Annotated in this window: 7 protein-coding genes; all 7 read left to right on the plus strand. The window is 35.5% G+C overall.

What is annotated here, in order from left to right:
* The first annotated feature begins 38 nt into the window (after positions 1-38).
* The 7 genes from I5M07_RS13780 to I5M07_RS13810 all read left to right on the plus strand — a co-directional run bounded on the left by I5M07_RS13780 (position 39) and on the right by I5M07_RS13810 (position 15,066).
* Positions 39-2,795, plus strand: a complete 2,757-nt coding sequence (locus I5M07_RS13780; protein ID WP_200107029.1) for an alpha-L-rhamnosidase — start codon at positions 39-41, stop codon at positions 2,793-2,795.
* 138 nt (positions 2,796-2,933) lie between these two features.
* Positions 2,934-4,079 (plus strand): sialidase family protein, encoded by a 1,146-nt coding sequence (locus I5M07_RS13785; RefSeq protein ID WP_200107030.1) that lies wholly within the window; start codon positions 2,934-2,936, stop codon positions 4,077-4,079.
* Between the two features lie 13 nt (positions 4,080-4,092).
* Complete coding sequence (locus I5M07_RS13790) at positions 4,093-4,989, plus strand: sugar phosphate isomerase/epimerase family protein (RefSeq protein ID WP_200107031.1); 897 nt, start codon at positions 4,093-4,095, stop codon at positions 4,987-4,989.
* 108 nt (positions 4,990-5,097) lie between these two features.
* Positions 5,098-7,827, plus strand: a complete 2,730-nt coding sequence (locus I5M07_RS13795; RefSeq protein ID WP_200107032.1) for an alpha-d-galacturonidase — start codon at positions 5,098-5,100, stop codon at positions 7,825-7,827.
* Position 7,828: 1 nt separating this feature from the next.
* A complete protein-coding gene (locus I5M07_RS13800) occupies positions 7,829-11,353 on the plus strand; it encodes a malectin domain-containing carbohydrate-binding protein (RefSeq protein ID WP_200107033.1) in 3,525 nt (1,174 codons plus the stop codon).
* Between the two features lie 122 nt (positions 11,354-11,475).
* On the plus strand, positions 11,476-13,893 hold the full coding sequence (locus I5M07_RS13805; protein ID WP_200107034.1) for a sugar-binding domain-containing protein: 2,418 nt from the start codon (positions 11,476-11,478) through the stop codon (positions 13,891-13,893).
* A 96-nt stretch (positions 13,894-13,989) separates the two neighbouring features.
* Positions 13,990-15,066 (plus strand): nuclease-related domain-containing protein, encoded by a 1,077-nt coding sequence (locus I5M07_RS13810; protein WP_200107035.1) that lies wholly within the window; start codon positions 13,990-13,992, stop codon positions 15,064-15,066.
* Positions 15,067-15,230 lie beyond the last annotated feature (164 nt).

Raw genomic sequence — 15,230 nt, forward strand, 5'->3', positions numbered from 1 at the left:
TACAGCAGTTTTTCAAATCTGTGGCAAAAAATTAATTTATGAAAAAAACATCTCTATATATATTCATCCTCATTGCATCGCTCTGTTTTCCTTTGGCAAACGCCCAAAACAAAATCAGCGTAACAAATCTGCAATGCGAAAAACTCAACAATCCTGAGGGAATTGATGTGTTGCAACCGAGATTGAGTTGGAAAATTAAGTCGTCTGAAAATGATGTAAAACAAACAGCTTATCAAATTATTGCTGCTTCGACTCTAGATAAATTAAATGCTAATTCTGGCGATTTATGGGATTCGGGGAAAATTTCAAGTGATAATTCAATTAACGTAAAATATGCCGGAAAAGCACTCGAAGGCAAAAAAGAAGTATTTTGGAAAGTAAAAGTTTGGACCAACAAAGGCGAAGCTGCTACAACCGAAACAGCTCATTTTAGCACCGGAATTTTAAATTATGTCGATTGGCGTTCCACACGATGGATTGGCTGGGATAAAGTAAGTCCGCAAGACAGTATTACGATGCACGCCCGACTTTCGGCACGTTACCTTCGTAAAGAAATTGAGTTGAAAAAAGCAATTCGTTCCGCCAAAGTGTATATGATGGGATTGGGAATGTATGAGTTGTATTTTAACGGAAACAAAATCGGAAATCAGGTCTTGGCACCCGTTCCTACGGATTATACCAAAAATGTAAAATACAATGTTTTTGATGTGACTTCGCACTTAAAACAAGGCAAAAACGCTATTGGAACCATTTTAGGAAACGGTCGTTTTTTTACGATGCGTCAGGATTACAAGCCCTATAAAATCAAAAATTTTGGAATGCCAAAAATGGCAATGCAACTGATAGTGACCTATACAGACGGTTCAAAAGAAACCTTCAAATCAGATGAAAGTTGGAAATTAACTACCGGTGGACCGATTTTGACCAACAACGAATACGATGGTGAAGAATACGATGCGCGTAAAGAATTGACTAGCTGGAATACGGTAGGTTTTGACGATAAAAATTGGAAAAACGCCACTTTTGTATATGATCCGGGTGGTTTTCCAGAAGCCCAAATGACGCCAAATATGAAGGTCATGGGTGAGGTAAAACCAATTTCGATTAAAGCGACTCCAAAAGGAACGTATATTCTGGATATGGGGCAAAATATGGTGGGTTGGTTGCAACTGAAAGTACAGGGAAAAAGGGGTGATTCGGTAAAACTCAAATTTGCTGAATCACTGCAAAAGGATGGTTCTTTGTACATCGATAATTTGCGCGATGCTTTAACTACAGATATCTATACCTTAAAAGGCGGTGGTCAAGAAACTTGGGAACCTAAATTTGTCTATCACGGTTTTAGATTTGTAGAGATTTCGGGATTTCCGGGTAAACCAACTCTTGAAAACTTTGTTGGGAAAGTGGTCTATGACGAAATGAAAACTATTGGAACTTTTGAATCATCCAATGCGACGATGAACCAGATTTTCAAAAATGCTTGGTGGGGAATTAGCGGAAATTACAAAGGAATGCCAGTTGATTGTCCGCAACGCAACGAACGTCAGCCTTGGTTAGGCGACAGAACAACGGGTGCTTATGGCGAAAGTTTTTTGTTTGATAACCAAACGTTGTATGCTAAATGGTTAGACGATATTGAATATGCGCAAACCCAAGATGGTGGAATTCCTGATGTGGCACCGGCTTATTGGAATTATTATGGAGATAATGTGACCTGGCCTGCGACGTATTTTACCGTTGCCGATATGCTGTACAATCAGTTTGGAAACTCAAAAGCGATAAAAAAACACTATCCATCGATGAAAAAATGGATGGATTATATGGCACAAAATTATTTAGAAAATGATTTGATGACCAAAGACCGTTATGGCGATTGGTGTGTCCCGCCTGAATCGTTGGAGTTAATTCATTCTAAAGATTCGACTCGTGTGACCGATGGGACTTTGATTTCAACAGCTTATTATATTCGTTTGTTGCAATTGATGAAAAAGTTTGCGGTTATTTCCGGAGCAAATACAAGTGATATTCAGCAATACGAAGCTTTAGCTAAAAAAATGAAATCGGCTTTAAATGCGAAGTTTTTCAACAAAGAGAAGAATTTTTATGCTAATAATACGGTTACGGCTAATTTATTACCACTTCGTTTTGGATTAGTTCCTGAAGAATTGAAGGAGAAAGTTTTTGCCAATATCGTTCATGAAATCGAGGTGACGTACAAAGGACATATTAGCACAGGAGTCATTGGAACACAAATTTTGATGCGTACTTTGACAGATTTTGGACGTGGCGATTTGGCTTTCAAATTAGCATCAAACAAAACCTATCCAAGTTGGGGTTATATGGCCGAAAATGGCGCAACTACTATCTGGGAATTATGGAACGGAAATACTGCCGACCCAAAGATGAATTCGCAAAATCACGTGATGTTACTAGGTGATTTACTGGTTTGGTATTATGAAAACATGGCAGGAATCAAATCGAGCGATTCGGCTCCCGCTTTTAAAGAAATCATCATGAAACCAGATTTCAATGCAGGATTAACTTTTGTAAATGCTTCGTATGAGTCAGTTTACGGCTTGATTAAAAGCAATTGGAAAAAAAACAAAAAGAATTTAGAATGGAAAATTACTATTCCAGCCAATTCATCGGCAGTGGTTTATTTGCCAACTACAAATGCTTCATCCGTAACGGTAAACAATCAAAAATTAGATAAATCTTCAACTTCTTATAAAACAGAAAATACTAACATTGTCTTGAAATTAGCCTCTGGATCTTATGTTTTGAATGTGAAATAATATTCTTTTTTACTAATTCAGGATTGTACAGGTTGCAAGATTGTTTATTTAGTGTTAATTTTACACTTAATGAAATTTTCAATATGGATTATTGTGTAATCCGTTAAAAATAAACGATATAATTATAAAGTATACATAATGAAACTCAAACATCTAACCATTGCCTTTTTGGGATTGCTTTTTTTAGGAAGTTGTAAATCGGCTTTAGAGAAAAAAACTTGGAAAGAAGGAATCTTAGTAGATCAATTTATCTATGAGCAAGCACCTTATCCGTCTTGTCACTCGGTAACAATTGTAGAAGCTACTAATGGCGATTTAGTCTCTGCTTGGTTTGGAGGTAAACATGAAAGAAATCCGGATGTTTGTATTTATGTCGCGATAAAACCAAAAGGTAGCGATAAATTTAACGAAGCCATACAAGTTGCTGATGGCGTAATGCCAGACGGAAAAAGATTCCCAACCTGGAATCCGGTGTTGTACCAAATTCCAAATGGCGATTTAATGTTATTTTATAAAATTGGCCCAAAACCATCAGAATGGTGGGGTGTTTTAAAAAGATCTTCGGATGACGGAAAAACCTGGTCCGAAGCTGAAAAAATGCCTGATGGATTCTTAGGGCCTATCAAAAATAAACCCGTTTTATTGAGTAACGGTACTTTATTATTACCATCAAGCACCGAAGGAAATGGTTGGCATTTACGTATGGAATCCACTCCCGATTTTGGAAAAACTTGGGTGATGGGGGATACCATTTCACGAGGAAAACAAAAAATAAATGCCATTCAGCCAAGTATTTTATTTCATAAAGATGGAAGTATTCAGGCGATTGGGAGAACGCGCAACCGTGCGGTCTTCAGTACTTTTTCTAAAGATAACGGAAAAACCTGGTCGGATTTAGAATTAATAGGATTGCCACAAAATAATTCAGGAACCGATGCCGTAACGCTTCAAAACGGAAAACATGTATTAGTGTACAATCACGTTTTACCTCCAGGAAACGAAACCAAAGGACCAAGAACGCCTTTGAACGTTTCTGTTTCTGATGACGGAATCAATTGGAAAGCGGCTTTGGTTTTAGAAGATTCTAATATCAGTCAGTATTCGTATCCATCAATAATTCAGAGTAAAGACGGCATGGTGCACATTGTGTACACTTGGAGACGTCAGAAATTGAAATACGTAAAAGTAGATCCGAAAAAATTAAAGGCGTTACCAATTAAAAATGGTATTTGGCCGGGTGAAGAAGGTAAAGTGGTAAAAGCCGTAAAAGCGGAAGAAGAATAATAAAACATAAAATATGAATGTAACTAAAAACATAAAGATTTTCGGATTAGCATTGACAATGGCTATTACTGGATTTTCTACTCAAAATAGTGTTGCTCAATCAACTAAAAAACAAAAATACAAAATAGCGGTTTGTGATTGGATGATTTTGAAAAGGCAAAAATTAGGAGCCTTTGGTTTAGCAAAAGAAATTAATGCTGACGGAATTGAACTCGATATGGGCGGATTAGGAAAGCGTCCAACCTTTGACAGCAAATTGGGTGATCCTGTAGAAAGACAAAAGTTTCTGGATAAATCAAAAGAAACGGGTGTAGGAATCAGCTCAATAGCCATGTCTGGTTTTTATGCACAGTCTTTTGCTAAAAGAGATTCTATCAATTTAATGATTAACGATTGTGTAGAAGCCATGAAAAATATGAACGTAAAAGTGGCGTATTTACCTCTTGGAACCGAAAGTGATTTGAAAAAGAATCCAGAATTGCGACCAATTGTAGTAGAACGATTAAAATGGGCAGCTAAACAAGTGAAAAAAGTGGGCGGAATTATTGCCATCGAAACCTCATTTGATTCAGCCGAAAATGTAAAATTATTAAAAGAAATTGGATGCAAGAATATCAAAATATCCTACAATTTTGCCCATGCAGTTGATAATGGTTTAGATATTGCAGAAGAGTTGAAAATTTTAGGAAAGAAAAATATCGGGCAAATTCACGCTTCAACAACAGACAGAGTTTGGTTGCAAAATGATGAAAACGTCGATATGCCCAAAATTAAACAGACCTTAGATGATATGAATTGGAAGGGATGGTTAATCGTGGAGCGTTCTAGAGATGTCAATCAAGTGAGAGATGTAAAAGCCAATTACGGAGCTAATGTGGCTTATTTGAAGAAAATTTTTCAAGGGCTGTGACATTAGCAATCAGCTTTGGGCAATCAGCCATGAGCTTTGAAAATAAACAAAAAATATATAATTATATGTAGCTGAACGCTCATAGCCGACAGCTCAACGCGTTTAAAAATGAAATATTTAAGTTTACTTTTTGTATGTTTTTTTGTGTCGGTAATTACGGCGCAAAAGGTGACTATTGTTCGGGACGCACAATCACCACGGGCCGCATTTGGTGCCGAAAAACTTTCAAAAACACTACAATCAAAAGGATATGAAGTTGCTTTTTCTGATAAAATGGTGAAAAAATCACGCGAAAATGTGGTTGTTTTAGGCGAAAAAGGAAGTAGCTATTGGAAAAAAAATACGTCAAAATTCAAGTTAGACGAGACTAAGTTAATAAAGAAAGAAGGTTTTCAAATTTCTTCTCAAAAGAACCTCATTTTTATTGAAGGATTTGATGCTTCAGGGGTTTTGTATGGCGCCATTGAATTAGAAGAACAAATTGAAAAATCAGGTAAATTACCTGCAACTATTTCTGTTCAGGAAAGTCCAGAAATGGTATTGCGTGGTACTTGTATAGGGGTTCAAAAGCCTGTTTATTTACCGGGAAGAGATGTGTATGAATACCCCTATACGCCCGAAACTTTTCCATGGTTTTATGATAAAAAATTATGGATTGAGTACTTAGACATGATGGTGGATAACCGTTTGAATTCTTTGTATTTATGGAACGGACACCCCTTTGCTTCATTGGTGAAATTAAAAGATTATCCATTTGCTGTTGAGGTAAGTGATGAAGATTTTAAGAAAAATGAAGAGATTTATAACTTTTTAACCACCGAGGCTAACAAAAGGGGAATCTGGGTGATTCAAATGTTTTACAACATTATTGTTTCTAAACCTTTTGCCGAACATTACGGAATTAAAACGCAGGAACGTTCCAGACCCATTACACCAGAGATTGCCGATTATACGCAAAAATCAATTGCAGCTTTCATCGAAAAATACCCAAATGTGGGATTGTTGGTGTGTTTAGGGGAAGCGATGAATACGTACGAGGACGATATTCAATGGTTCACAGAGACGATTATACCAGGTGTTCGCGATGGTTTAAAAGCTTTAGGAAAGTCGGAAGAACCACCCATTATTTTGCGTTCTCATGATACAGATGCTCCGGCGGTAATGGATAAAGCGTTGCCTTTGTATAAAAATTTATACACCATGAGTAAGTACAATGGGGAATCATTAACCACGTACGAGCCTCGAGGTTCTTGGACAGAAACGCATAGAAAATTAAGTTCGTTAGGTTCTATTCACATCGAGAATGTACACATTTTAGCAAATTTGGAGCCATTCCGTTACGGTTCACCTGACTTTATTCAGAAAACGGTTAAAGCAATGCATACTATTCACGGTGCAAATGCCTTGCACTTGTATCCCCAAGCGTCGTATTGGGATTGGCCTTATACGGCTGATAAAACAAAATCGGGAGAACGTTTACGCGAAATGGATCGTGATTGGATTTGGTATTCGGCTTGGGCTCGTTACGCTTGGGAAAGTAAACGCGACCGAAATGAAGAAATTAACTATTGGAGTACGACTTTAAGTGAAAAATATGGAACCAATGTGGATGGCGGAAAAGAAATTTTAGAAGCTTATGAACAAATGGGTGAAATTGCTCCAAAAGCCTTGCGTAAATTCGGAATTACCGAAGGAAACCGTCAAACCTTGTTGTTAGGAATGTTCGAAAGCCAATTGGTAAATCCTGCAAAATGGCGTGTCTATCCTGGTTTCCACGAATCATGTGGACCTATTGGGGAATTGTTAGAAGAGTACACTAAAAAAGAATGGAATCACGAGAAACATGTTGGAGAAACACCACCTCAATTAATTAGTGAAATTACGGCACATGGAAAAGCAGCAGTAACAGCTATTGATTTAGCGGCTTCAAAAGTGACTAAAAATAAAGACGAATTTGATCGTTTAAAAAATGATACTTATTGTTATGCCGCTTTTGCCAACTTTTTTTCAGAAAAAGTAAAAGCTGCTATGTTGGTATTGCGTTACAGTTATTCAAAAGATATTACTGATTTGGATACAGCTTTACCTCATTTAGAAAAAAGTATTGAATACTATGAAGAATTAGTAAAATTAACAAAAGATACCTATTTGTACGCCAATTCTATGCAAACGGCACAACGTCGTATTCCGATTGGTGGTGATGACGGATTTAACAAAACATGGGAAGAATTATTGCCACATTACGAGCGTGAGTTAGCCAACTTTAAACGTAATTTAGAGGCTTTGAAAAATGCTAAAGGTGGTCAAATTGCAAAAGTAGAAGTGAAACCTTGGAAAACAGCTCAAGTAACAGTATTGTCAGGAACAGGTTCTTATGAAGTAAAAAGTGGAACCAAACTGTACGGAACTCCAATTTCAGAATTGACAAAAATTGCTCCTGAATTGCAAAATTTAAAAGGAGTAACTTTTGAAGAATCTTCACAAAATGAAAATGGAACACGCTTGAAATTCAAAAATGATAAACCAGTAAAAGTGGTTGTGGGGTATTTTAATACCGATCAAAAACGCTTTTTATTTCCACCAAGTTTGGAGACTGATGCAGCCGGAAATGCACATGGACAAGCCGAAGTAATTTTAGCAAATGCAGTGAATTTAAAAGAATTACCTCGTGTTAATATTCATACTTATTTGTTTCAACCGGGTGAAAACGAATTGGTTTTAGGAAAAGGAAGAGTTCTCGTTTTAGGATTTATTGATGGCAATCAGACTATAAATTCACGTGATGTTGGATTTATTGGTAAAGACGATGTTCAAGCAGCAGACTGGTTATTTTATTAGAATGAAAAAAATTAATAGTTTATTTATTGTTTTATTTATTAGTTATTTTGCTTGGTCGCAAAATGGTGGGAAGTCAGCGAGATCTCGTGTTGAGGTTTCGCTGAATTCATTATGGCAAACCATACTAATGGATGAGTTGCCTGTTAGCGAAAATGAATTTGTAAAAAAGCCAAATGTAAACGAGCAATGGCAAATCGTAACGGTTCCACATAATTGGGATCAATATTACGGTTTTCGTCGTGCCAAACATGGTAATCTTCACGGAACGGCTTGGTATCACAGAAACCTAACTTTGGATAAAAAACAAAAAGGGAAACAACATTTTCTTTTTTTTGAAGGAGTGAGTTCGTATGCTACTGTTTGGGTAAATGGCCAAAAAGTTGGCGAACACAAAGGTGGTAGAACCACATTTACAATTGATATTACCAAAGCCATTTCTTTCGATAAAAATAATGAGATTTTAGTCAAAGCAGCTCATCCCGAATTTATTGCCGATTTGCCTTGGGTTTGTGGAGGTTGTTCCGGAGAATGGGGATTTTCCGAAGGTTCACAACCCATGGGGATTTTCCGTCCGGTAACTTTGGTCGTTACTAACGATATCCGAATTGAACCTTTTGGTGTTCATATTTGGAATGACAAAACAACTTCTAAAGAAAAAGCACTTTTACATACGACTACCGAAATTAAAAATTATGGGACCTCTAATAAAAGTTTGATCATTGAAAATAATTTATTTGATTCAAATGGAAAATTAGTAACCAGTTCAAAAAGTGATTTAGAATTTATTGCAGGCGAAATAAAAGAAATTTCACAAACTCTTCCTCAAATTTCAAATCCAAAATTGTGGTCACCATCTAATCCGTATTTGTATCAATTGGTGACTTCCATTTTTGAAAACGGAAAAAAAATAGATGAACTCAAAACACCTTACGGGATACGTTGGGTAAGTTGGCCAGTGAGCCGTGACGGAAAAGACAATCGTTTTTATATCAATGACGAGCCTTTTTTTGTAAATGGAACTTGCGAATATGAACATCAAATTGGGAATAGTCACGCTTTTTCTCAAGAACAAATAAAAGCCAGAGTTGAACAAATTAAAGCAGCTGGGTTTAATGCTTTTCGTGAAGCGCATCAGCCTCATAATTTAGAATATCAAAAATTATTAGACGAAAACGGAATCCTGTTTTGGAGTCAGTTTTCGGCACATATTTGGTACGATACGCCTAAATTTAAAGAGAATTTTAAAATCCTTTTGCGTGAATGGATAAAAGAACGTCGAAATAATCCTTCAGTGGTGATGTGGGGTTTGCAAAATGAAAGTACGATTCCGAAAGCTTTTGCCGAAGAATGTACCCAAATTATTCGCGAAATGGATCCGTTATCAGAGAAACAACGCATTGTAACTACTTGTAATGGGGGAGAAGGAACCGATTGGAATGTAGTACAAAACTGGTCAGGAACCTATGGCGGTGATCCATTTAATTATGATTTAGAAATGCGTAATCAATTGTTAAATGGAGAATATGGCGCTTGGCGTTCGCATGATTTGCATACTGAAGGTGAATTTGATCAAAAAGGAATCTTAAGCGAAAATCGTTTCTCCCAATTGATGGAAATTAAAGTCCGCGAAGCTGAATCGGTACGAGATAAAATGGCAGGACAATTTCAATGGATTTTTGCCTCTCACGAAAATCCGGGAAGAACTCAAAATGGCGAAGGATATCGTGATATAGATAAAGTGGGTCCGGTGAATTACAAAGGACTTTTTAGTATTTGGGGAGAACCTTTAGATGCGTATTATATGTATCGCGCTAATTATGTTTCGGCCAAAACCAATCCAATGGTGTACATTGTATCGCATACGTGGCCAAATCGTTGGGATGAACCTGGAGTGAAAAACGGAATCGATATTTACTCGAATTGTGATGCCGTAGAATTGTTTAATGATATCAATAGTGTTTCTTTAGGTAAACTTAAAAATCCAGGAATTGGAAAGCATTTTCAGTTTAATAATGTGAATATTCAATACAATGTATTGTACGCAGTAGGTTATGTAAATGGTGTTGCTGTGGCTAAAGATTACATCGTTTTAAATAATTTACCAGAAGCACCGGGATTAAAAAATACAACCGAAAAAATAGAAACCATTCTTCAACCCAAAAAGAGCTATAATTATTTGTACCGCGTAAATAGTGGTGGAAGCGAATTCAAAGATACTTTTGGAAATATCTGGAGTGCTGATGTACATAAAACCAAAGAAAACACTTGGGGCTCTGTTTCATGGACAGATTCGTTTACAGATTTGCCTGCTTTTTATGCAAGCCAACGCATGACATACGACCCAATTGAGGGAACTGAGAATGATAAATTATTTCAAACATTTCGTTATGGTGTAGATAAATTGAAATATGAATTTCCAGCTCCTGATGGTAAATATTTAGTAGAACTGTTTTTTACAGAACCTTGGTACGGAACGGGAGAGGGCATGAATTGTGAAAATTGGCGTTTGTTTGACATTGCTATTAATGACGAAATTGTTGCACAAGACGTAGATATTTGGAAAGAGGTTGGTCATGATAAAGCTTTTAAATTGTCATTTAAGGCAAAAAGCAAAAACGGAAAGATTGTTATCTCATTTCCGAATGTAAAAGTAGGGCAAGCCATTATTTCAGGAATAGCAATTTCAACTAAAAATAAGAAAATTGAAGCTGCCCCAGCATCACCAAAAAATATTCAAAATGTAGTGCTGAATTCCAATTTGGAGTATAATATAGAAACTTGGTTGGATATAAATTCAAAGCAATTTAACGATTCCGATATTCAGTTTACACAAGTTCCTTCCGAAATTTCTGGAGCAGAATTTATACAATTTCCAAAAAATAAAACAAACTCAGGAAGTTTGACATTATTACGCGATTCGAATGTTTTTGTTTTTTATCCTAGTTCCAATAATAATCTGGATAAGTTAGATGGATACACAAAATTGAGTGATAAAGCTAAAAATAGTTTTGGAGCAAGTTTTGATGTTTATCAGAAGAAATTTAGTAAAACAGATACAGTTATTTTTGGAGAAACGGTCTCTCCTTCATGTATTGCAGTTGCTCCTTATTATAGTATGGGAGAAAAGGATGATTCTCGTAAAACATTGGTTTTAGAAGCTGAACTTGCCGAAACAAAAGGCAAAGGAATTATTACCAGTAATTTTAAAAATGCCGATTTCATAGAATTTACAGAAAGAACACCTAATAGCGTGAAATTTGTAGTAAAACCTGGTGTTGCTGGAGTTTATTTGATGCGTTTTAAATTTATAAATTGTAATGAAACGCCTTTAAAAGTAAAATTCAAAATGCAGGATGCCTACGGAATTATGATGCGTGATGATACTATTGAATTTGCTCCAACTCCTGATAAATGGAAGATTTTAAATACAACTTCAGGTGGTTACATCAATGCAGGAACATATACCATTACTTTGGAAGGGGATGATATGTATGGATTAATGTTGGACGCATTTGAGTTTCAGTAATTTTTAGAAGATAGAGTAAAGAGTAAAGAAAATAGAGGTCAAAGTAAAAAGAAATCTGCGCAAATCTACTTGCCAAACTTTTAAAACTTAAATGACTTATATGGTTTAAAAAAATAATTGCAATGGTAAAAAGAATAGGAATTGTATTGGTGTTATTGCTTTCAACAGCAGGTTTTGCACAAACTAAACAAGCTAGAATCATTGAAGATTTCAATAAAAACTGGAACTTTAAACTAGGCGATTATCCATCGGCGGTGCAAGCTAACTTCAATACAACAGCTTGGCGAAAACTTCAATTACCACACGATTGGAGTATCGAAGGCGCATTCAATAAAGAGCTTCCAACAGGAACTAAACAAGGATTTTTGCCTGCAGGAAAAGGCTGGTATCGCAAAACATTTGTCTTGCCAAAAGATTGGGAAAGCAAATCGATTTCGATAGAATTTGACGGTGTTTTCAAGAACAGTGAAGTCTTTATCAACGGACATTCGCTGGGAATTCGTCCTAGTGGGTACATTTCCTTTGCTTACGAAATGACTCCTTACTTGCATTTCGGAAAGCAAGAAAATGTTATTGCCGTAAAAGTGGATAACGATGCACAGCCCAATTCCAGATGGTACACCGGTTCTGGGATTTATAGAAACGTAAGTTTGGTAGCTGTCGAAAAATTGCATGTAGCACATTGGGGAACTTATGTAACTACTCCTAAAATCAGTAAAGAAAAAGCATCGGTACATTTTGAAGTGACTATAGAAAATAAAGCAAATACTGAAAAAGAATTCAAATTTGTCACCTCCATTGTAGATGCTAAAAATAAAGAAGTAGCCAATGCAGTGTCATCAGAAAAAATAGAGGCAAATGCCAATTCTAAAAAAACACATAATTTGGAAGTGAAAAATCCAAACTTATGGGATACCGAAAATCCGTATTTGTATAAAGTGCTTACCAAAATTTACGAGAATAAAAAATTGGTTGATACTTATGAAACACCATTAGGAATTCGATTTTTCTCTTTTGATGTCGAAAAGGGATTTTCTTTAAACGGAAAACCAACCAAAATATACGGAGTCTGTCTGCATCACGACAACGGTGCTTTAGGAGCTGTAGAGAATATTCATGCCGTTCGACGTAAACTTACTCTGCTGAAAGAAATGGGTTGTAATGCTATTAGAATGTCACATAATCCGCATTCGTTGGAGATGATGCAATTGTGTGATGAAATGGGTTTCATTGTCCAAGACGAAGCATTTGATGTTTGGAAAAAACCAAAAGTAAAGAATGATGCTCACAAAGAATGGGATGCATGGCACAAAAGAGATTTAGAAGATTTGATTTTGAGAGACCGCAACAATCCGTCGGTGATGATGTGGAGCATTGGGAACGAAATCCGTGAACAATTCGACAGTACCGGAATTGCGATTACCAGAGAATTGGCACAAATCGTAAAAAATCTGGATACCACTCGTCCAATAACAAGTGCGTTGACAGAGAATGTTCCGGAGAAGAATTTCATTTATCAATCAGGTGCTTTGGATTTATTAGGGTTCAATTACAAACACGAAGATTACGCAACTTTTCCAGCGCGTTTCAAGGGACAAAAAATAATTGCTTCCGAGACTGTTTCTGCTCTTGAAACCCGCGGACATTATGATCAGCCTTCGGACGTGGTTAAAGCTTGGCCTGTAAAATATGGAGAGAAATTTGATGGCAATGCAGACTGGACGGTTTCGGCTTACGATAATGTAAAATCATTTTGGGGTTCGACGCATGAAGAAAGCTGGAAAGCAATAAAAAACTCCGATTTCATTGCGGGTACTTTTGTCTGGACTGGTTTTGATTATATCGGCGAACCCGACCCGTATCCGTATCCGGCGCGTAGTTCGTATTTCGGAATTATTGATTTGGCAGGACTCCCGAAAGATGTCTATTATATGTACCAAAGCGAATGGACAAACAAACCCGTTTTGCACATTTTTCCGCACTGGAATTGGCAAAAAGATCAGGAAGTCGACGTTTGGGCGTATTACAACAATGCCGATGAAGTAGAATTATTCCTGAACGGAAAATCATTGGGTAAAAAATCCAAACAAAATGATGATTTACATATTTTTTGGCGTGTAAAATTTGAACCCGGAACGTTAAAAGCCATTTCCAGAAAAGATGGAAAAGTAGTTTTAGAAAAAGAAATTCACACCGCTGGAACGCCATCCAAAATTGTTTTAAAGGCTGACAAAACCACCATGAAAAACGATACGTATGATTTGGTTTACGTAACGGTTTCTATCACTGACAAAGACGGAAATTTAATTCCAAATGCCAACGATTTAGTTAATTTTGAAGTCACCGGTGGAGGGAAATTAGTAGGCGTTGATAACGGTTATCAAGCCAATTTGGAGTCGTTTAAAGCGAATTCATGTAAAGTATACAACGGCAAATGTATTGCCATCATTCAATCTAACGGGAAGAAAGAAAAGATTCAGTTGAAAGCTTCAACTGGTAACGGAATTGATTCTGCAAGCCTTAGCTTAAAAGTGAAGTAAATACAATTTTAGAGATAATGAAACGCCTTCAGTAATGAGGGCGTTTTTTATTAGATTTGTTATTAATTGTTTTAGTCTATAGTATTTAATTATGATATGTGTGTAACATTTAATAAAATAGGTTCTCTAAAGGAGATTGAATATCATTTAAAGGAAAATAAAATTAGTGATTTACATTCTATTGATGATTTACAAAGTTTTTATAGAAATTATTCTAACTATAGAAATAAAATTATTTCACATCATAATGTTTTAATCTATGATGAAAAAAAATCTCTAGAAAAAGAAATTTCTGAATTAGAAACAAAGTTTTTAAATATAACTGAGTATTTTGAAAAACAAAAAAGGGAGAACTTAGAAAAGTCTTACTCCAATATAGAGAATTTACCCAAGGTAAATAACAATCCATTTTTGATTATTAAAGATTATTATTTGAATTTAATGATTTGGTTAGAGATTTGGTTCATACCAATAATTTATTTTTTTAAATATAATTATGCCATAAGATGTGATGAAAAACATATTAGTAATAAAAAGAAGCGGTATGATTTTATAACTTATAAATTTGATCAAGCAGTTATCCAAAGTGGAGAAATAGAATTAATGGAAATCGATAAAAAGTATCATCTTATAGATTTTCTTAAAAATTACATTTATGGAGCTATTGGAGAGGAAAAAGTGTCGGCGGTATTAGGGAATTTATCTGATGATTATATTTTAATTAATGATTTTTGCAATTCGTTTAAAAAAGTTATTCGAAACCCTAATGAATCTGATTTTATAAAATCTATTCAAGTTGACCATCTGGTTGTATCACCCTCAGGTATTTTTTTAATTGAAACTAAAAATTGGAGCGAGAATTCAATTAATAATATCGATTTGCATTCGCCAATTATGCAGGTGAAGAGGTCTAATTATGCCTTATTTAAAATTTTAAATGATGAACAGAATAAGTCATTATTAAATTTAAAAAAACATCATTTTGGGAAAAAGAAAATACCAATTAAAAACATTGTAGTTTTTATTAATAATAAGCCAAAAGAAGAATTTCAGTTTGTTAAAATTTTGATTTTGGATGATTTGTTGTCATATATAAAATATTTTGAGCCAATTTTTTCGGTTGAAGAGACTCGGTCTATTGCTAATTTCTTATTAAAAATATCGAATAAATAATTACGAGGAAATTTATATTTTATATTGTTGTAAAAAAAACCGAAAATCTTCAAACAGATTCTGGATTTCTCCCCGCTAGTGCGAGTGCAATGTCATTAAGTTAAGCCGAAATTAAATGGTATCCTTTTGATTTTTAGTTATTTTAGGTTTCACTCTAGCCCTGT

The sequence above is a fragment of the Flavobacterium agrisoli genome, from assembly GCF_016522065.1.
In the GTDB taxonomy this organism is placed as follows: Bacteria; Bacteroidota; Bacteroidia; order Flavobacteriales; family Flavobacteriaceae; genus Flavobacterium; species Flavobacterium agrisoli.